The 18,739-nt window shown below is 62.9% G+C and carries 18 protein-coding genes; 8 read left to right on the forward strand and 10 right to left on the reverse strand.

What is annotated here, in order from left to right:
* Positions 1 to 12: 12 nt before the first annotated feature.
* From ASU23_RS35170 to ASU23_RS32540, 3 genes are read right to left on the reverse strand one after another with little or no spacing between them, the layout of a single operon-like run.
* Positions 13 to 144 carry a hypothetical protein gene (locus ASU23_RS35170; protein WP_007733137.1) on the reverse strand — a complete coding sequence of 44 codons (132 nt, stop codon included), beginning with the start codon at positions 142 to 144 and terminating at the stop codon, positions 13 to 15.
* Positions 141 to 731 (reverse strand): TetR/AcrR family transcriptional regulator, encoded by a 591-nt coding sequence (locus tag ASU23_RS32535; RefSeq protein WP_003941800.1) that lies wholly within the window; start codon positions 729 to 731, stop codon positions 141 to 143. The genes ASU23_RS35170 and ASU23_RS32535 overlap by 4 nt, the downstream gene beginning before the upstream one ends.
* A 52-nt stretch (positions 732 to 783) precedes the next feature.
* Positions 784 to 2,796 carry an MFS transporter gene (locus tag ASU23_RS32540; RefSeq protein ID WP_058039467.1) on the reverse strand — a complete coding sequence of 671 codons (2,013 nt, stop codon included), beginning with the start codon at positions 2,794 to 2,796 and terminating at the stop codon, positions 784 to 786.
* Between the two features lie 179 nt (positions 2,797 to 2,975).
* Here ASU23_RS32540 and ASU23_RS32545 point away from each other — a divergent pair, with 179 nt between their 5' ends.
* The 3 genes from ASU23_RS32545 to ASU23_RS32555 are packed head-to-tail and all read left to right on the forward strand — an operon-like array spanning position 2,976 to position 4,265.
* Positions 2,976 to 3,170, forward strand: coding sequence for a DUF1918 domain-containing protein (locus ASU23_RS32545; protein WP_003941743.1), 195 nt, complete (start codon positions 2,976 to 2,978; stop codon positions 3,168 to 3,170).
* 57 nt (positions 3,171 to 3,227) lie between these two features.
* Positions 3,228 to 3,851 carry a TetR/AcrR family transcriptional regulator gene (locus tag ASU23_RS32550; protein ID WP_058039468.1) on the forward strand — a complete coding sequence of 208 codons (624 nt, stop codon included), beginning with the start codon at positions 3,228 to 3,230 and terminating at the stop codon, positions 3,849 to 3,851.
* A gap of 57 nt (positions 3,852 to 3,908) precedes the next feature.
* The gene (locus ASU23_RS32555; RefSeq protein WP_003941757.1) at positions 3,909 to 4,265 is read left to right on the forward strand and encodes a PLD nuclease N-terminal domain-containing protein; all 357 of its coding nucleotides are present in this window, start codon (positions 3,909 to 3,911) and stop codon (positions 4,263 to 4,265) included.
* Position 4,266: 1 nt separating this feature from the next.
* On the opposite strand, the gene ASU23_RS32560 is transcribed toward ASU23_RS32555, so the two are convergent.
* On the reverse strand, positions 4,267 to 5,157 hold the full coding sequence (locus ASU23_RS32560; RefSeq protein WP_058039469.1) for a LysR family transcriptional regulator: 891 nt from the start codon (positions 5,155 to 5,157) through the stop codon (positions 4,267 to 4,269).
* A gap of 83 nt (positions 5,158 to 5,240) precedes the next feature.
* On the opposite strand from ASU23_RS32560, the gene ASU23_RS32565 reads away from it, so the two are divergent.
* Positions 5,241 to 6,137, forward strand: a complete 897-nt coding sequence (locus ASU23_RS32565) for a DMT family transporter (RefSeq protein WP_058039470.1) — start codon at positions 5,241 to 5,243, stop codon at positions 6,135 to 6,137.
* A gap of 34 nt (positions 6,138 to 6,171) precedes the next feature.
* Here the strand turns inward: ASU23_RS32565 and ASU23_RS32570 are convergent, their stop codons facing one another.
* Positions 6,172 to 6,765, reverse strand: coding sequence for a TetR/AcrR family transcriptional regulator (locus ASU23_RS32570; RefSeq protein ID WP_003941729.1), 594 nt, complete (start codon positions 6,763 to 6,765; stop codon positions 6,172 to 6,174).
* 55 nt (positions 6,766 to 6,820) lie between these two features.
* On the opposite strand from ASU23_RS32570, the gene ASU23_RS32575 reads away from it, so the two are divergent.
* On the forward strand, positions 6,821 to 7,267 hold the full coding sequence (locus tag ASU23_RS32575) for a PaaI family thioesterase (RefSeq protein ID WP_223304504.1): 447 nt from the start codon (positions 6,821 to 6,823) through the stop codon (positions 7,265 to 7,267).
* On the opposite strand, the gene ASU23_RS32580 is transcribed toward ASU23_RS32575, so the two are convergent.
* From ASU23_RS32580 to ASU23_RS32600, 5 genes are all read right to left on the reverse strand, one after another.
* Entirely contained in the window at positions 7,257 to 8,186 is a 930-nt protein-coding gene (locus ASU23_RS32580; protein ID WP_058039472.1) for an NADP-dependent oxidoreductase, read from the reverse strand. The two genes, ASU23_RS32575 and ASU23_RS32580, sit on opposite strands and share 11 nt — an antisense overlap.
* Before the next feature lie 66 nt (positions 8,187 to 8,252).
* Positions 8,253 to 9,065: a mycofactocin-coupled SDR family oxidoreductase gene (locus ASU23_RS32585; RefSeq protein WP_007733124.1), complete on the reverse strand. Its 813-nt coding sequence runs from the start codon at positions 9,063 to 9,065 to the stop codon at positions 8,253 to 8,255.
* 94 nt (positions 9,066 to 9,159) lie between these two features.
* Positions 9,160 to 11,526, reverse strand: coding sequence for a malto-oligosyltrehalose synthase (gene treY / locus ASU23_RS32590; RefSeq protein ID WP_064075428.1), 2,367 nt, complete (start codon positions 11,524 to 11,526; stop codon positions 9,160 to 9,162).
* Between the two features lie 13 nt (positions 11,527 to 11,539).
* Entirely contained in the window at positions 11,540 to 13,879 is a 2,340-nt protein-coding gene (glgX, locus tag ASU23_RS32595; RefSeq protein ID WP_058039474.1) for a glycogen debranching protein GlgX, read from the reverse strand.
* Between the two features lie 57 nt (positions 13,880 to 13,936).
* The gene (locus ASU23_RS32600; protein WP_007733120.1) at positions 13,937 to 15,229 is read right to left on the reverse strand and encodes an adenosylmethionine--8-amino-7-oxononanoate transaminase; all 1,293 of its coding nucleotides are present in this window, start codon (positions 15,227 to 15,229) and stop codon (positions 13,937 to 13,939) included.
* 38 nt (positions 15,230 to 15,267) lie between these two features.
* On the opposite strand from ASU23_RS32600, the gene ASU23_RS32605 reads away from it, so the two are divergent.
* The 3 genes from ASU23_RS32605 (at position 15,268) to ASU23_RS32615 (ending at position 18,693) form a co-directional block, all read left to right on the forward strand.
* Positions 15,268 to 16,413, forward strand: a complete 1,146-nt coding sequence (locus tag ASU23_RS32605; RefSeq protein ID WP_058039475.1) for an 8-amino-7-oxononanoate synthase — start codon at positions 15,268 to 15,270, stop codon at positions 16,411 to 16,413.
* Entirely contained in the window at positions 16,410 to 17,093 is a 684-nt protein-coding gene (gene bioD, locus ASU23_RS32610; protein WP_058039476.1) for a dethiobiotin synthase, read from the forward strand. Before ASU23_RS32605 ends, bioD begins: the two co-directional genes overlap by 4 nt.
* Before the next feature lie 187 nt (positions 17,094 to 17,280).
* Positions 17,281 to 18,693 (forward strand): GGDEF domain-containing protein, encoded by a 1,413-nt coding sequence (locus tag ASU23_RS32615; RefSeq protein ID WP_230358774.1) that lies wholly within the window; start codon positions 17,281 to 17,283, stop codon positions 18,691 to 18,693.
* Positions 18,694 to 18,739 lie beyond the last annotated feature (46 nt).

Below are 18,739 nucleotides of genomic sequence, written 5' to 3' on the forward strand. Positions count from 1 at the left end.
GACTCGACAGGATCATTCGCCCGCGGGCTCGATGTGTTCGGCACCGAGGACGGAGAGTCGGTATTCCTGTGCGTCCTGCTCGGTTTCGAAATCTTTCTCTTCGAGGAGATTCCGGTCGGCGTCGAGGTATCGGTAAGTAGTCATTCCTCCACCGTGTCACTGATGAACGATTCGTGCTCGGATACCGGTTCGATTTCGTCGACGGCTATTTGAATCAGCCTTCCGTAGCGCCGGATCAGATCCTCCGACGACAGTGAATCCTCACCGAGGAGTTCGAGCGTCCGCATGCCGGTGGCCAGTCCGAGCAGCAGTGAGACGACGATCTGGCTGCGTACCAAACCGGGCTCCGTGTCGCCGATGCGGCGCGCGATCCCGTGAACGTATCGTTGCTTGATCTCGGCCCGAGCGGCGGCCGGATCTGGCGCCTCGTGAACGTGTACTGCGAGCATTGCCCACGGATCGGTTTCATCGGATTCTCTACGAGCGACAAGTTTCTCGACCAGTTGACAGCCGATGTCTCCGGTGGCGTCGGCATTCGGATCCTCGTCCATCGGAGGTGCGGACGGGATCGCAGCCGAGTACAGCCGAGCTTTGCTGCCGTAGATCTTCATGACCAGGGCAGGGGAGTAGCCGGCTGCGACCGCGATGTCCTTGATGGTCGTCGATGCGTAACCTCGTTCCGCGAACAAGGCTTTCGCTGCTGTGAGGATGCTGGCTTCGCCGCTGCTCATGTCGCTCGCCTCGATACCCGATCGCCATGCGTTCGGTTGCTCGTACTGGCGTTCATACTGTCGTCAACGGCTCGGCATCGACGGGTACGTCGAAGTCGACGACGGTGGACTGCGCGATGACCGCTATCTGACGAGCCAATGTGCCGTGTCCGCTCTCGGTCAGCGCGGTCAGGATGTACCGGCCGGATGTGGGAAGTGCGATTCCGTAGTGCCCGGTTCCGTCGGTGACCGTGGATGCGACGAATTCGCCGGTCGGTTTCGTGAGTGTGACGACAGTTCCCGAGGTTGTTCGGCCGCCGACTCCGACCTTGCCGGAGATGGTGAGGCGGTCGCCGAGTTCGACGGTGTGCGTCGATTGCGCGCTGTCGAAGTCGATTACCTGTGACCGAGGGGACCAACCGTCGGCGCTCGTGACCACCAGGTACCGGCCGGGCCGGGGTAGGGCGAGGGAGAAGTTGCCTTCGTTGTCGGCGCGACTCCAGTCAATCGGTCGACCCTCCATGTCCATCACGGTGACAACGGCCTGCCGGATCGGTCGGCTGTCGGCCCGGATCACACGACCGGCAACCACAATTTCCGTTTCGGACACGGCGGCGTCGGGAAGCTCGAACCCTTCCGGGGTCACCGGGCGAAGTGCCGCTTCCGGTTTTGCGCCGCGGCGAGGAATGAACGCAGCGGCAGCGGCAGCAGCCACGGCGGCGAGGGCGGCCAGCCAGAAGATGTTCTTGAAGGCGTCGATCGACGGAAGGCCCTCGCCCGGCCCGGACGGGATGACCATCGAAGTGAGCATGGCGGCAACCACCGCGCTGGACGTGGAAGTACCGACTGAGCGGAGCAGCGAATTGAGGCCGTTTGCCGACGCGGTTTCGGTAATCGGAACCGATCGCATGATCAGCATCGGCATCGCGGAGTAGGCGATTGCGGTTCCGATGCTGACCACCGCCGCGCTGATGATGATCAGTGCTATCGAACCGGTCAGGAACACTCGCGCGATGTAGGCGAGCGCGAGCACCGTGCCGCCGACGATCAGGGTGATCTTGGCTCCGAATCGCTTCGTGATGTTCGCGGAGACGGGCGCGAAGAAGACCATCGCGAGGCCTGCCGGAATCATGCACAGTCCGGCCGCCATCACGCCCAGTTCGAAGCCGTAGCCGGAGATCTTCGGCATCTGAAGTTGTTGGGTGGTGGAGAGGTTGTTCGCGTACATCGAGAAGCCGACGAGGATCGAGGCGACGTTGGTCAGCAGAACAGGCCGCTTGGCCGACGTTCGTAGATCGACCATCGGCTGGGTGACGCGGAGTTCGTAAGGGAACCACAATGCGAGAGTCACGATTCCGATGACGAACATCAGCAATGTCAGTTCGCTCGTCCATCCCCAACGGGCGCCCTTGGAGATGGCGAGGAGGATCGCCGTGAGTGCTGTCGAGAGCATGACCGCGCCCAGGAAGTCGAATTTGCCGCGGGTACGAACACTCGATTCCGGGACGACGACGGCTACCGCGATGATCAGCAGGACGCCCACGATCGCCGAGAGCCAGAAGATGGCGGGCCAGCCCAGATGCTCGAAGATCAACCCGGACAGCGGGAGCCCGAGTGCGCTGCCGATTCCGAGAGTGGCACTCATCAACGCTGTTGCCGACGCCACCTTCTCCTTGGGCAGTTCGTCGCGCATGATGCTGATTCCGACGGGGATCATCGAGATCGCGAAGCCCTGGAGACCACGTCCGATCAGCAGGGCGACAAAGTTGCCGCCGATCGCCGCGACCAGTGATCCGACCACGATCATCGTCATCGAGATCAGCATCATGCGTCGTTTTCCGAACATGTCTGCCAGGCGGGAGACGATCGGAGTGGCGACGGCACTCGTGAGGAGCGTGACGGTGACGAGCCAGGAGGCGTCGTCAGCACTGACGCCGAGGATCTTCGGGAAATCGGGCAACAACGGAATGACCATCGTTTGTTGCAGCGCGACCACGGTGCCGGAAAGACAGAGAATTGCGGTAATGAGCCGACTCGAACGGCGAGTGGTCGGAGACGAGTGCAATGCCAAGAGACGGTCCTTCACGCGGCGATGGTGAACGGGAATTCACCCATGAGTGAACCACTGTTCACCCGTCGCTGTCACCTTCGGTGAATATGCGATTTCTCACGACGGCAACTCGCCCCAGGGTTTCCGAGTCGGCATGGCGGGAACAACGTCAGTGGTTGGTCTGCGCCTGCGCGAGCGGGCAGCGAGGAGGAGTGATGCATGCCGAAGTGGGTGACCGTCTCCACGTCCAGGGGCGCGTGGTGGGGCAGGCGGAGGTAACTGCCGAGGTTCTCGAGGTGCACGGCGAGGACGGCGGTCCTCCGTATCTGGTCAGGTACGACAACGGCCACGAGGCGTTGGTGTTTCCCGGTAGCGACGGCTGGATAGATCACCCCGGAAAAGGCTCCTGAGCTGCACGATTCTTTCCATGCATGGTCGTTGCATCGAATGCGGCTAAAGTGTGCGCAATGGAGGGCAGACGCCAGTACCACTCCCGCGTGCGTGAAGCTTCCGCGCAGCGAACGCGTGAGCTCATTCGTGATGCGGCGACGGCCTTGTTTATTCGAGACGGGTATGTCAAAGCCACCGTCAAGCAGATTGCCGCCTCGGCCGGCGTCGCCGATCGGACGGTGTTCACAGCCTTCCCCGGCGGGAAACTCGAGATCTTCGAAGCGGCCCTCGCTGCGGCGCTCGATGCCGAAGAGGCTCCACTCGGCGCGCCGAACCTGGCCTCGGACCCCGATGACGTTCGCCGGATCGTCTCCCAGATCGTGGCTCAGGGCATCGGACTGCTCGAACGTGCCGGCGCTCTGATGATGGTCGCGGTCGAATCCTCGGGTGCGGATGCCGACATGCGTCGACTATCCGAGGAGTCGTCGGATCAGTCGGCCGTCAATGCGATGTCGATAGCCGAGGGTCTCTCCGAGCATGGCTTGTTGAGGCCTGAGATTTCGCTCGAGAAAGCCGCGGGCATACTTGCCGCTTTCGTCTCGCCTCAGCTTCATCAGCAATTGCGTCGGGTCAGTGGATGGGACGTCGATGCGTACCGAGGATGGCTCGAGTTCAACATTCGCCAGAATCTAATGTACTAATTGGTCTGTTTTCGTTAGCATGGCGAGGGTTTTTTATTCTCGGGAGGAATCGCCAGCGTGCCCTATGCCTTGTTCGGCCTCATCACGATGTTGCTGTGGATTTTCTGCATCGTCGACGCCATCACGAGAGATGACGCCTACATCCAGTACCTACCCAAGGTCGTCTGGATTCTGATCATCATCTTCCTTCCTACTTTGGGATCGGTTCTGTGGCTGGTGGTCGGGCGCGGACAGAACGCGCCCCGCGGTTACGTCGGCCCAACCGGTTACGGCGAATACGAGCGCCCGGGACGTGCCGTTGCGCAGGATCCGGCGGCGGACGAAGCCTTCTTGCGTCAGTGCCGCGAACGGGCGGAAGAGCAGCGTCGAATTGCCAAGCAGCAGCGCCGCGACGGCGACGCTGATCGGATGTGAGTTATCGGTAGGCCGTGAGTCGGTCCAACACGAGCCGAAGTGGCGGCCACGACGATCGGCCGCGACGCGTCACCGCATAGGCAGTGAGGATGACGGGCGGATCGACGAGTGGTTCGACGCGCACGCCTTCGCGAGTCTTGCGTTCGAGCGGCATCAGCCCCACGCCGTAACCACTGAGGATCAAGAGTTCGACCAAGTCGAGACTGTCGATCTGGTGAGTGATCCGAGGGGTGAACCCGGCCAGCGACGCGAGGGTTCGCACAGCGCGCTCGTCTGCCGTGTTGCGTGAGTTCACTATCCATGACGTGTCGGCGAAGGCGCGGAGATCGATTCCGGATTCTGTGGACTTGTCGGGAGCTTTGGCGTCGTCGGGAACACACAGTCCCCATGGCGTCGACCAGAGCGGAATTGCTTCGAGTAGTGGGCTCGGCGACGCGGGGGCGAGGTTGTAGTCGTACGTCAGTGCGAGGTCTAGATCGTCGCGTTCGAGGAGTGCAAAAGCCTCGACGGGTTCGTATTCGTAGATCATCACGTCCACCTGCGGGTGACTGCGTCGCAGGCTTCGAGCGACGGGGAGCATCGCGGTTCTGATCGCAGTTGCGAATCCGCCGACTCGCAGGGTCCCCACCGGTTCCGCGTCCGGATCGAGGTCCAGGCGAGCTGCATCGACGGCTGCCAGGATGGTGACGGCATGATCGGCCAGTCGTTGACCGGCCGGCGTCAGCCGCACCCGGCGACCGTCGGGCTCGATCAGTGCGGTACCGGTCTCCGCGGTCAAGGCCGCGAGTTGTTGGGACACTGTCGACGTCGTGAGGTTGTGCGCTTCGGCGACCGCACGCATCGAACCCAAGCGGGAGAGTTCGAGGAGGAGATGGAGTCGACGGGTTTCCATCCTTCGATCATTCACTAATCGTGAACATAATGTAGGTCAAAATCGCGTGGACACGAACGGTTGGCCTCCCGTTCAATTCAGCTATGGATACGAAAGCGCGGGCCGGAGTGGGCCTGGCTGTTCTGGCGATGTTGTGCGTGCAGCTCGGGCTCGCCGTGTCGGTGGGTCTGATCGATCAGCTCGGCGCAGACGGAGCGGCGTGGATACGACTCGCCTGGGCGGGCATCATTCTTCTGATCATCGTCAGGCCCCGCCCCTCGGTGTTCACTCGCAAGGCGTTTCTGGCTTGCGTGGTTCTGGGTGTGGTCACCGCAGGTATGACGCTCCTGTTCATGGCAGCGGTGGAGCGACTTCCGCTGGGAACAGCAAGCGCATTGGAATTCTTGGGTCCGCTGACGGTTGCATTGCTCCGGGGGCGTGGCCGCGTTCTGTGGCCGGTTCTGGCAGGCGTGGGCGTCGTGCTTCTCACCGAACCATGGGCCGGGACAGTCGATCTGGTCGGTGTGGCGTACGCACTCGGTGCGGCGCTCTGCTGGGCGATGTACATAGTGCTCACCCAGCGCGTCGGCGACGAGGTTGCCGGTATCAACGGGCTGGCGGTGTCGATGGCGGTAGCCGGGTTGGCCGCGACAATTGCCGTAGGCCACTCGGCTATCGGGCGGCTGACTCCGCATCTGATTCTCGTGGGCCTCGGACTCGCGATCTTGCTGCCCGTCGTGCCGTTCGTTCTGGAGATGGTCTCGTTGCGAAGGCTGTCCACGGCGGCGTTCGGCACGCTGATGAGTCTCGAGCCTGCTTTCGCGCAGCTTATCGGTCTGGTTGTGCTGCAACAGGTTCCGAGTGTTCTGGCCGTGGCAGGTATCGCGTGCGTCGTCGTCGCAGGGATCGGCGCGGCCCGCGGTGGTGCTCGAGGTGGCGCCCGGAAGCCGACTGAGCCACCCTCCGATTCCGAGCGAACGTACCTTTCGGCGCCTTCATGAGACCGAGAGTGCCGTTCGCTCAGGTCGCGTTCGCTCAGTGCGAGTGCGCCGCGGCGATTGCTCCGTCGAACACGTCGGCGACCTCGCCGAGGGAGTCGAGAATCGGCTGACCGGATCGTTCGACGCGAGCCCGCACCAGCGAGCCCTCGAGCGCGGACACTGCAAGGACGGCAAGCCGTTCCGCTCGCGCACGTCCGACCCCGGACGCGATCAGTGTGTCGCGCAGTAGCGAAGTCCACTGTCGATACACCGCCTGTCCGGCGGCTGTCACGCTCTCCGAATCGGGGGCAAGTTCCAACAACACCGTCGTGATCGGCGAGCCTTCGTGGAAATCCGAATCGCTCACCCATCCGGCGAGCAACCGCGCGTACTCGCGCAGCAGTGACCCGGCGTCCGATTGGCTGTCGGCGAGTTCGGTCAGGGTGTCGGTGACCAACTGCCCGCCGACGCGGACGACCTCTTCGCCGATCTGCTCTTTGCCGCCGGGAAAGTAGTGGTAGAGCGAACCTTTCGGCGCCCCGCTCGACTTGAGGATCTCGTTGAGGCCCGTTGCCGCATACCCCTGGCGGCGAAACAGATCGGCCGCAGCTCGTACGAGTGCTTCGCGGTGTTTCGGGGGAGTCGCCACGAGTTGGAGCTTAAACACCCCAGCGATCCACCACAATCTATGTAGACTGGTCTACATGGGAAATTCTGAAATGCTCGAACAGTTGCGCGCGGTCAACGCCTCGGCGGCCTTCAACCGGTGGGCCGGATTCGAAGTCACGGAGGCCGAACCGGGTCGCGTCTGTCTGCGGCTCGAATGGCGTGAGGATCTGGGCCAGTACTCGGGACACCTGCACGCTGCGCTCGTGGCGGGACTCGTCGACACCGCGTGCGGATTTGCTGCTTTCACCCAGGTAGGTGTCGTGGCGGCGTCCAACTGCGCGGTCAATTTCGTGAGTCCGGGCGTCGGAACCGCATTTGTCGCTACGGCGCGCTCGGTCAAGGCCGGGCGCAAGCAGGTGTTCGTCACTGCCGAGGTACATGCCGAACGCGAAGGCGAATCCGTGCTCGTCGCGTTCGGCACCACCCTGTTGGTTCCACTCGCCCCTCAGACACAGGGAACCGCAAGCAACGTCAGGGAATGAGGATGAACTTCCCGGCGGGATGGGAGCTCTGCAACTCGGTGTGAGCGAGCGCGACGTCCGTTAGTGGGAAAGTCTTGGCGATCTTGACGGTGAGATGTCCGGAACCGGCTTGTTCGACCAGTTCGGATCGAGCCTTCAAACGCGCTTCCGCACTTGTCGGATTGCCTCCGCCGACGGACGCGAAGCCGTCGGTCTGGGCGCGTCCGAACGCGACGATGGTGACGATACGGCTCTTGTCGGAGACCAAAGCCAGCGAAGTATCGACGGCTTCATCTGTTCCGGCGGTGTCGAAGGCGGCGTCGACGCCGTTCGGCGCGAGTTCACGGACACGCGCTTCGAGGCCGTGGCCGTAGAGCACAGGCGTCGCGCCGAGCGAGCGCACGTAATCCTGATTCGAGGCTCCCGCGGTGCCGATCACCGTAGCTCCGCGACCAACTGCCAGCTGAACAGCGATCGCGCCGACGCCGCCAGACGCGCCGTGGATGAGAACGGTGTCGCCGGAGCGGACCCGAACGGTGTCGAGGGCGTCGACTGCAGTTCCGCCGACCAGAAGGAGGCCGGCTGCCTGTTCCCAGCTGATGCCTGCGGGCTTCGCGGTCACCGAGGAGACCTGCACGACTACTTGTTCGGAGTAGAGGCCGTTGCCGGGGCTGACGATCACTTCGTCGCCGACGTTCACATTTGTGACGCCGTCGCCGACAGCCGAGACGACGCCCGCTGCCTCGCCGCCGAGGCGGATGGGAAGTTTCTCGGGGTCGGTGCCGAAAGCGCCGCTGTAGAGCTTGAAGTCGAAGGGATTGACGCCGATCGCCTTCACGTCGACCAGGACTTCACCTGATTTCGGTGCCGGTAAATCGACGTCCACCAGCTTCAGGACCTCGGGCGTGCCGTACGTCTGCGCTACAACAGTTTTGGTCATGTCTCGCGCAACCGTCCTCGGGGAAGCGATATTCCCCGAGGACGGGAAAAACTCGAGAAGATTCGATCAGCGGATCAGGGTGCCCAGATCGAGCGGCATCGCGATGCCGGTGATGTGATGGGCCTCGTCGGAACCGAGGAACGCGACGGCGGCGGCGATGTCCTCCGGCTGGCTGACCGGGTCGGGCAAGGTCTGCATGAAGATCGGACCGAGTGTGTGGGCGTTGGCGTCGATGAGCGGCCGCATGTCCGTCATCTGCATTCCGGTTTCCACGCCGTGTGGGTGGATGGTGTTGACCCGAATGTTGTACTGCCCCAACTCCGAGGCCATCGTCTTGGCCAGACCGGTGATGCCGTGTTTGCTCGCGACGTAATGGCCGAGGAAGGGGAGGCCGCGCAGGCCGGCGACGGAGCTGGTGAAGATGATCGAGCCACCGGTGCCTTGCTTGATCAGGTGCGGGATCGCTGCCTTGGCGGTGTGGAAGACGCCGGTCAGGTTGACGTCGAGCGTTTCCTGCCACTGCTCGGGCGTGATTTCCCAGGACATGTTGGCAGAACAGATTCCGGCGTTCGCGACGACGACGTCAAGTCGCCCCAATTCGTCGATGCCGGCCGCGAGCGCCGCGGACAGCGCAGAGAAGTCGCGAACGTCGGTCTTGGTAGCGACAATTCGACGGTCCAGGGCCTTGACCAGTTCGACTGTCTCGGCCAGGTCGTCGTCGGTGGCGCCGGCATACGAGGTGGATTCGAATTGAACACACGCGTCGACGGCGATGATGTCTGCGCCCTCTTCTGCCAGCCGGACAGCTTCGGCGCGCCCCTGACCACGGGCGGCTCCGGTGATGAAGGCAACTTTTCCGGTGAATCGACTGGCGGCCATGCTCAAACCTCCGACTAGTGGTGATGATCTGCTCTTCGGAAGTTAGCGCGACGAAGTTCTTTTCGGGGGTGAATGCCCAGTCAGCGGAAACCGCTCAGCGCACCCTGGTCAACAGGGCACATGGCCCGGCAGCGAAGATGTCCCGCGCATCCGAAGACAAGACGGGTTGTCCGCTCAGTGCGTCGACCCATTCGCCATCTGGCAGGTCCACTCGCGTATCTCTCCAACCGTGCGACGAGAGTCTGAGCGAATGTCGCGTCGCCAGAGCAACGACCATGGGCGGATCACCTGCCGGGCCGCGCGAGAAGCCGACCAGATGACCGGATCCGGAACCTGAAGCGAAGACCGGCCGGTACTCACCGTGATCGAACCACGAGGGGTTCTCCCGCCGCAGTGTCAGTGCCGTGCGAACGAGGTGCAACTTTGCGGTTCCTGTTGCGTCGATCGGCGCGGCGCCGGAATCGAGCAGTGATCGCCTCGTTCCGTAGTCGACAAGCCGCCGGTTGTCCGGATCGACCAACGAGTCCTCCCACAGCTCAGTGCCCTGGTAGACGTCGGGAACGCCGGGCCCGAGAAGTTGGAGCAGCTTTTGGCCCAGAGAGTCCGACCAGCCGTGACGCGCGATCCTGCCGACGAATTCGCTGACCGAATCACCGACTGGGCCGTCGATCACCTCGTCGATCCAGCGGTGCACTGCCGACTCGAAGTCGACGTCCGGATCGTTCCAGGAAGTTCTGGCGCCGGACTCGCGGACGGCTTTCTCCGCATAGGCGTGCAAACGCTCGCGCAGCTCTGGAACCGAGGCTGCCGAGCGGCCGTCCGCCGGCCACACACCGATGATGTTCTGCCACAAGAACAATCCGGTAAGCGGATCAGGGCTGGGGCACACGTCTTCCCACTCGCGAATCAGCCGGGCCCACAGCGTCGGCACCTGAGACACAACACCGATCCGTGCCCGCACGTCCTCGCCGCGTTTGGTGTCGTGAGTGGACAGACTCGTCATCGCGCGCGGCCACCGCTTCGCTCGGTCCGCGTTGTGGAGATGGAATTCGGCGACGGAGACGGCAAGCGATGCCGGGTTGCCGCCGACTTCCTGACGTGAGACCAGGCGCGCCGTCCGATAGAAGAGTCGATCTTCGACGGACTTGGCCATGACAGCGCCACACACCTGCTGGAAGCGAACTGAGGCTTCACCGCTGTTCACCAGGGATTGCGCCAACACGTTGAACGATGGTTCATGTCCGGGAGCCAATTCGTGCATGTCACCGACGATCCGAGCGGCCAAACCGGCGAGGGGACTGTAGTCGGATCGGTACACCGGCATCCGAGCGATCGCGACGACAACTGCGTCGTTCAGTTCGGTCTCACTGCAACGACTTCCGGTTTCGCGTCGGATTGCACGTACGAGCCTGCGAACCTCCGGTGCCAGGTCACCGCGCCCGGTGTCGCGTTTGAACTGACGTTCGGTGTGATGCAACCACGTACTGTCCCCGTCGTCGCCGGTCAGATCTGCCGAGAGTTCGGTCAATTCGAGTTCGGCGGCGGGATCGACGAAAATGCCGCCCAGCTGATTGAGGGCGTCGTATCCGGTGGTGCCGTCGATCGGGAGCATCGGATCGAGTGGTTCCGTATGGCCGAGGATCTTTTCGATCACGAGCCACTGATCTGGTCCGATCAGTTCTCGCAGGCGCCCGAGATATTCCGCCGGATTCGCGAGTCCGTCCGGATGATCGATGCGAACGCCGTCGATCAGTCCTTCGTCGACCCACGACTTCACCTGCCGATGGCAGAGTTCAAAGACTTGGGGGTCCTCCTGGCGCAGCGCAGCGAGTTCGTTGACGGCAAAGAACCGTCGGTAATTGACGATCCCGGCGTTCCACGGTACGAGTCGGTACGACTGCCTGGAGTGCACCTCCTGTGGAGATCCGAATTCAGTACCGGCAGCGATGGGGAAGCGGTGCTCGTAGAACGCGAGAAGTGTTTCCTCGCCATCTTTCTCGACAGTCAGTGCGTCGAGATCGTCCGGGCTGCCCAGTACCGGGAGTGAGAGTTTGCCGTCGGCGCCGTTGGCTCCGTTGTCCTCGGCCCAATCGATGTCGAAGAAATGCGCGTACTCCGACGACTGCCCGTGCGTGAGAACGTCCCACCACCAAGCATTTTCGCGAGGTTTGGCGACACCGACATGGTTGGGGACCAGATCGACGATCAGGCCCATCCCACGTGATCGAACGGCGCGCGAGAGCTCCACCAGGGCCTCGCGGCCACCAAGTCCTTCGGACACGGTTGTCGGATCGGTGACGTCGTAGCCGTGCGTCGATCCGGACGTTGCAGTGAGGATGGGGGAGAGATAGAGATGTGAGACCCCCAATGCCTCGAAGTAGTCCACCTGTGCGGCCGCATCACGAAGAGTGAATGCATCCGGTCGCAACTGCAGTCGGTAGGTGCTGGTTATCGGGGCCATGTGCATGTCTCCCTCAAGCGGTTCTGCGAAGTACCGTCAATGCTCGCGCTTTTACATCCAATATTGTTCCGGCTTTGATCACGGTATCGCTCTCACCGGTGGGGACCGAGGTGTCGAGTACGACGGTCCACTCCGACGCGTAGTCCGCGTTGGGGGTGGAGAATTCGAGATCTTCGTAGTGGGCGTTGAAGCAGAGAAGGAACGAATCTCCGGTGACGCGCTCGCCACGGTAGTTCGGTTCCGGGATCGCGTCACCGTTGAGAAAGACAGCCAACGACTTGCCGAAACCGCTGTCCCAGTCGGCCGGAGTCATCTCTTCGCCAGACGGCGTGAGCCAGGCGATGTCGCGACTCTGATCGCCGCTTCGAATAGGTCGCCCCTCGAAGAATCGACGACGCCGGAAGACCGGGTTCTTGGCGCGCAAGGCAATTGCGCGCTTGGTGAACTCGACGAGGTCGGCGTTGGTTTCCGCGAGAGTCCAATCCATCCATGACAGTTCCGAATCCTGGCAGTAAACGTTGTTGTTACCCTGCTGAGTTCGGCCCATCTCGTCGCCGTGAGCAAGCATCGGGGTGCCCTGGCTGAGCATCAGCGTAGCCAGTATGTTCCGGCTCTGACGGCCACGCAGTTCGAGGATTTCCGGGTCGTCGGTGGGGCCTTCGACCCCGCAGTTCCAAGATCGGTTGTGCGATTCGCCGTCGTTGTTGTTCTCGCCGTTGGCTTCGTTGTGCTTCTCGTTGTACGAGACGAGGTCGTGCAGGGTGAAACCGTCGTGAGCGATGACGAAGTTGATGCTCGCGCCAGGGCGACGTCCGGTGGCCTCGTAGAGATCAGAGGATCCGGTGAGACGGGAGGCGAACTCCCCCAGCGTTGCCGGCTCACCACGCCAGTAGTCGCGGACGGTGTCGCGGTATTTGCCGTTCCATTCGGTCCACAGGCCGGGGAAGTTGCCGACCTGGTAACCGCCTTCGCCGACGTCCCACGGTTCGGCGATCAGCTTCACCTGACTGACGACCGGATCCTGTTGCACGAGATCGAAGAAGGCCGAAAGGCGGTCCACGTCGTGCAGTTCACGGGCGAGTGTCGAGGCGAGGTCGAAGCGGAAACCGTCGACGTGCATCTCCGTGACCCAGTACCGCAGAGAGTCCATGATCAATTGCAGCGTATGCGGATGACGGGCGTTGAGGCTGTTGCCCGTTCCGGTGTAGTCCATGTAGTGCTCTTCGTCGCCGTCGACCAGGCGGTAGTAGGCGGCATTGTCGATTCCGCGGAAGCTGATGGTCGGCCCCATGTGATTGCCCTCGGCGGTGTGGTTGTAGACCACGTCGAGGATCACTTCGATACCCGCCTGGTGGAAGCTGCGCACCATGGCTTTGAATTCCGCTACGGCCGCATCGGGTTTCGTGGCCGAGGAGTAGTCGGTGTGCGGAGCGAGAAAGCCGAAGGTGTTGTAACCCCAGTAGTTTCGCAGACCTTGGTCGAGAAGCACCTGATCGTGCATGAACTGGTGGACCGGCATCAGTTCGATCGCCGTGACACCCAGATCGGTGAGGTGCTCGATGATCACCGGATGAGCGAGCCCCGCGTACGTGCCGCGCAATTCCTCCGGAACTCCGGGATGCGTCGCGGTCATACCCTTGACGTGCGCTTCGTAGATGACCGTCTCGTGATACGGACGCTTCGGCGAGTGGTCGGACGCCCAATCGAAGAACGGGTTGATGACGACGGTCGACATCGTATGGCCGAGCGAATCATGTTGGGGGAAAGGGATGGTGGCGGGTTCGTCGACGAGTGGTTCCGGCTCGAAGGGTTCGGGCTCGAGGATCTCTTCCGATTCCTGATCGCCCGTGGGCGAGTCGTCTTCGAGGCCCACCTCGTCCGATTCGGCTTCCGAACTCGTGTCGTCGGTAGCCTCTTGCGGCTCCACGGCGGGAGATTCGTCGTCTCCTGAAGGTTCGGGGTCCGCCGCCGATTCGACGTCGTACGAGAACAGCGAACGGTCTCCGTCGAAGTCTCCGTCGAACGCTTTTCCGTACGGGTCCAGCAGGAGCTTGCTCGGATCGCATCGCAGACCTGCAGCCGGATCGTACGGCCCGTGTACGCGGTAGCCGTATCGCTGGCCGGGGGATACCGACGGAATGTACGCATGCCAGACGTAACCGTCGACCTCGTCCATCCGAATGCGGGTTTCGGTTCCGTCCTTGGCGATCAGGCACAGCTCGACGGCCTCGGCGACCTCGGAGAAGAGCGAGAAATTGGTCCCCGCGCCGTCGTAGGTGGCACCGAGTGGGTACGCACTGCCAGGCCATACCGGGATGGGAGTGGCTGAGGTCTCGCTCGGCGGTTGATCCATGAATCAGACCCTATCGGGTGCAGCCGATCGAATCTCGTCGACTGTCTACGGTGCCGATCACCGTTTCGCCTGGCTGCGGGCGGTTGCAAGCATTCCGGCTGTGATCTGTTCCACCTCTGCCTCCGAACACAGGTACGGAGGCATCGCGTACACGAGGTTGCGGAACGGCCGGAGCCAGACGCCGGCGTCGACGGCTGCATCGGTCGCGCTCTGCATGTCGACCGGCTGTTCGAGTTCGATCACTCCGATTCCGCCTTTGACGCGGACGTCGACGACCCCGGGAATTGTGACGGCTTCGGCGAGGCCTCGAGCGAGGCCACGTTCGAGGGTTGCGACGTCACGCCGCCAGTCCATCGCAAGCAGAAGTTCGGTCGACGCCACCGCGACGGCGCACGCGAGTGGATTGCCCATGAAGGTGGGGCCGTGCATCAGCCCGCCGCCCTCACCGGCAGTGATGGTCTCCGCGATCTCCGTGGTGCACAGCGTTGCCGCCAGACTCATGTACCCGCCGGTCAGTGCCTTGCCGACGCACATGACATCGGGACTGACGCCGGCGTGATCGGCGGCGAACAATTCTCCGGTGCGTCCGAATCCGGTCGCGATTTCGTCGAAGACCAGGAGGACTTGGTACTTGTCGCAGAGGTTACGCAGGTCGATCAGGTACGCGGGATCGTGGAAACGCATTCCGCCGGCACCTTGGACCACTGGTTCCACGATCACCGCTGCGAGGTGCTCGTGATGCTCGGCCAAGAGCGATTCCAACTCCTGCACGTATTCGGGGAGATAGCCCGCCGGGGGAGCTTGCGCGAAGACCTGAGGGCGCAGGACGTCGGTCCAGAGAGAATGCATGCCGCCGTCGGGATCGCAGACGCTCATGGGGGTGAAGGTGTCACCGTGGTATCCGCCGCGCCAGGTCATCAAACGATTCTTCGACGGCTTTCCGAGGCTCCGCCAGTACTGCAGGCACATCTTCACTGCGACTTCGACGGCCACCGAACCGGAGTCGGAGAGGAACACCTTGTCGAGGTGAGGTGGTGTGATGTCGACGAGCAGTCGCCCGAGGCGAGCGGCGGGTTCGTGCGTCAGTCCGCCGAACATGACATGGCTCATTTTGCCGAGCTGCCGTGCGGCGGCGGTGTCGAGCACGGGATTGCGGTAGCCGTGAATGGCGGCCCACCACGAGCTCATCCCGTCGACCAATCGGCGGCCGTCGGAGAGCGTCAGGGTAGCCCCCTGCGCAGAGTCGACGATCAGCGGACGAGTCGACGCGGGAAACGATCCGTACGGATGCCAGAGGACATCGGCATCGATGGCGGAGACGTCATGGGGATCAAGTCCGGTTGTGAGCACGGATGCACCCTAACCATTGAGTTGAACGGTGTTCAAGTATGGTCGGAAAAGTGAACACCTCGCTGAATTGGCTGACGGCCGTCGAAGCGGACCGCAGGGCCGCTGGACTGCGTCGCGAACTCCGTCCTCGCACGGTCGACTCCCCGTTGATCGACCTGGCGTCGAACGATTATCTCGGACTCGTGCGGCACCCCGATGTGATCGAGGGTGCCGCGGCGGCTCTGCGCCGTTGGGGCGCGGGCGCCACGGGCTCGCGTCTGGTCACCGGCACCACCACCGAACACGAACTGCTCGAAGTCGAACTGGCCGAGTTCGTCGGGGCGGACTCCGGACTTGTCTTCTCCTCCGGTTACACAGCCAATCTCGGCGCGGTGACGGCGCTCTCGGGTCCAGGGTCGTTGATCGTCTCCGATGCGGGATCGCATGCCTCGCTGGTGGATGCCTGCCGCCTGTCACGTGCTCGGGTTGCCGTGGCTCCGCATTCGGACATGGGCTTTCTCGCCGACACGTTGCGCAGCAGAGTGGAAGAGCGAGCACTGGTCGTCACCGATTCGGTCTTCAGCGCCGACGGAGACCTTGCGCCACTGCGGCAGATGCATCAGGCGTGCCGCGAGTACGGGGCGATCCTGTTGGTCGACGAGGCGCATGGCATCGGTGTGCGCGGTACCGGTGGACGTGGACTCGTCCACGAGTCGGGCCTGGCCGGTGAACCCGACGTCGTCGTGACGGCAACACTGTCCAAGTCGCTCGCCAGCCAGGGTGGAGTTGTGCTCGGTGACAACAAGATCCGCGCGCATCTCATCGACGCGGCAAGAACGTTCATCTTCGACACCGGTCTCGCACCGGCCGCCGTAGGCGCGGCCAGGGCTGCACTCGCCGTACTCCAGCGTGAGCCGACGCGAGCGCTCGACGTCCTGGCCCGGGCATCCGAGTTGGCGGACGTCACCGGTGCTCCGTCGCCTGAATCTGCTGTCGTCTCAGTCGTTCTCGGTGATCCGCAGCGGGCGTTCGATGCCGCGTCCGCGTGCCGGGATCAGGGGTTGCATGTCGGTTGCTTCCGCCCGCCGTCGGTTCCGGAAGGAACGTCACGGCTGCGTCTGACTGCACGAGCGACGCTGTCTCCTTCCGAGATGGAGCAGATCTCACTCGTACTTCGCGAGGTATTGGCAGGTGCTCGCGCATGAGTATTCTCCTGGTGACCGGCACATCGACCGACGTCGGAAAAACAGTGGTGACGGCAGCACTGGCATCGCTCGCCCTGCAGTCGGGAAAGTCGGTTGCGGTGCTCAAACCGGCCCAGACCGGCGTCGACGTGGACGGTGCGGGTGATCTGGCCGAGATCGAGCGTCTGACCGGGGGCGGCGTGACGCTGGTCGAGTTGGCGCGGTATCCCGAACCTTTGGCGCCGGATACTGCTGCCCGTCGAAGTGGTCTCCCGTTGTTGGCGCTCGACGACGTAGTCCGAGTTGCTCGCGACCTGGACACCACCCACGACTTGACCCTGATCGAAGGTGCCGGCGGCTTGCTGGTTCGGTTGGGGGTGGACGGGTTCACCGCGCGCGATCTCGCCGCAGTTCTGGCAGTACCGGTGGTGCTGGTAGTTGCGTCCGGCCTGGGCACGCTCAACCACACCGCACTGACCGTGGAAGCCCTACGTGCATCCGGCGTGGACTGCGCCGGGTTGGTGATCGGTTCGTGGCCGCAGGAACCGGACCTCGCCGAGAGATGCAATCGCGAGGATCTGGTCTCGGTCAGCGGTGTTCCCCTTCTCGGGGTAATGCCTGCCGGAAGTGGAGGCGCGAGTGTCCGAGAGTTTGCTCGCACCGCTTCGATCACGCTCGGTGAACTTCATTTGACCAACTGACGACGTAACATCCGATTTGTCCGCATCGATAGCCAAGGCACAGTGGGGTGCCTCGGGTTTCGACGTCCCTCGCGTACGATTCCGGTCGGTATATTTCGACGGGTGTCTTGCGGCGACCCCGCATCCGGGGCGCCTTGGTCGCCGACAGTGGTTGTCGAATTGTGAGTAGGTCAGTCGAATGTAGGTGGTGAGCACGGTCGAAAAGTCGTTGTCGTCATCGGCCGTACGTCGCGCACTGCTTATCGGCGTAGTCGTCTTCGTCTCGTGCCTGGTCGGAATTCTGAGCCGTCTGCCGGGCACGCTTGCAGTCTTCTGGCCGGCGAACGCGCTGCTACTCGGGATCCTCTTTCGGTCGCCGCGTTCCGCCACACTGCTCACCTGGATCTGCGTCGTAGTCGGTTATGTCGGAGCCGACCTGATCACCGGTGGGGCATGGGAGTCCACGGTGTGGCTCAACGCGGCCAACATCGTCGGGGTTGCGAGCGGCTTCTACGCCTTTCGCTGGGTCGACAGTGAGGACCGTCGACTGACCAGTATTCAGTCCGTCGGCTATCTCGTGTCTGTGACTGTCGCCGCCGCGTCGATGGCGGCGCTCGTGGGCGGAATCGCGAACCGCGTGCTGTTCGGCGGGCAGTGGTGGGACGGCTGGTTGCTCTGGTTCTCGAGTGAGTTCGTCAACTACATGACCATCGTCCCCTTGGTGCTGACATTCCCTTCGCTTCGACGAGTGGATCGAGAACCGAAAGCTGTTGCCACGCTTGTGCGTCGATCAGTCGTTCCGACGGCGCTGCTGGCCGTCTGCATCATCTTGGAGTGGGTGATAGGCGGTGCCGGAGCGATCGCGTTTGCCATGCCGGCGCTGGTGACTGCAGCCTTGCTCACCAATGTATTTGTCACGTCGGTGCTCACAGCTGTGTCAACTGCCTGGACGTTGGTACTGACGGCCGACGGCCATCTCGGATTGTCCAGCGAGGGCGTCTCGCCGGTCAGCGCGTCGGTCCAGATCGGATTGTCGCTGCTGGCGGTAGCGCCGATCGCGGTGGCCTGTGTGATCCTCGAGCGTCGCCGCGCGCTCGAGGCACTCACCCAGGCCGTCACCCACGACGATCTCACCGGTGCGTTGCGCCGGGACGAATTCTTGCGGCGAGGCGGCAGCGTGACGGGTGCGACCGATCCGCGTCGCCACTCTGGACGTCCGGTCAGCGTCCTGATGATGGATCTGGATCACTTCAAGATGGTGAACGACAACCTCGGTCATCGTGCCGGCGATACAGCGTTGGTGAGTTTTGCCGATCAGGTGCGGCGGCACCTCGATGACAAGCATCTCTTCGCCCGATTGGGCGGCGAGGAGTTCGTCGTACTGATGGCCGGTGTCGATCTCGAGGGTGCGACCGAAACAGCCGAGATGATTCGACGCGCGCAAGCGGAGAATTCGTCGGCAGTATTGGGTGAATTCGGGCCGACGGTCAGCATCGGTGTCGCGTGTTCACCCCACGGCGACGCAGACCTGACGCAATTGGTCGATTGCGCTGACGAGGCGTTGTATCGAGCGAAGAAGTTGGACCGCAATCGAACCGTGGCGCTCACGGTCGGTAGCTGAAGAAATACGTGCGGACCCGCAGTTTGTTGCGGGTCCGCACGTGGTG

The sequence above is a fragment of the Rhodococcus sp. KB6 genome (assembly GCF_001445685.1).
Lineage (GTDB): Bacteria > Actinomycetota > Actinomycetes > Mycobacteriales > Mycobacteriaceae > Rhodococcus_F > Rhodococcus_F qingshengii.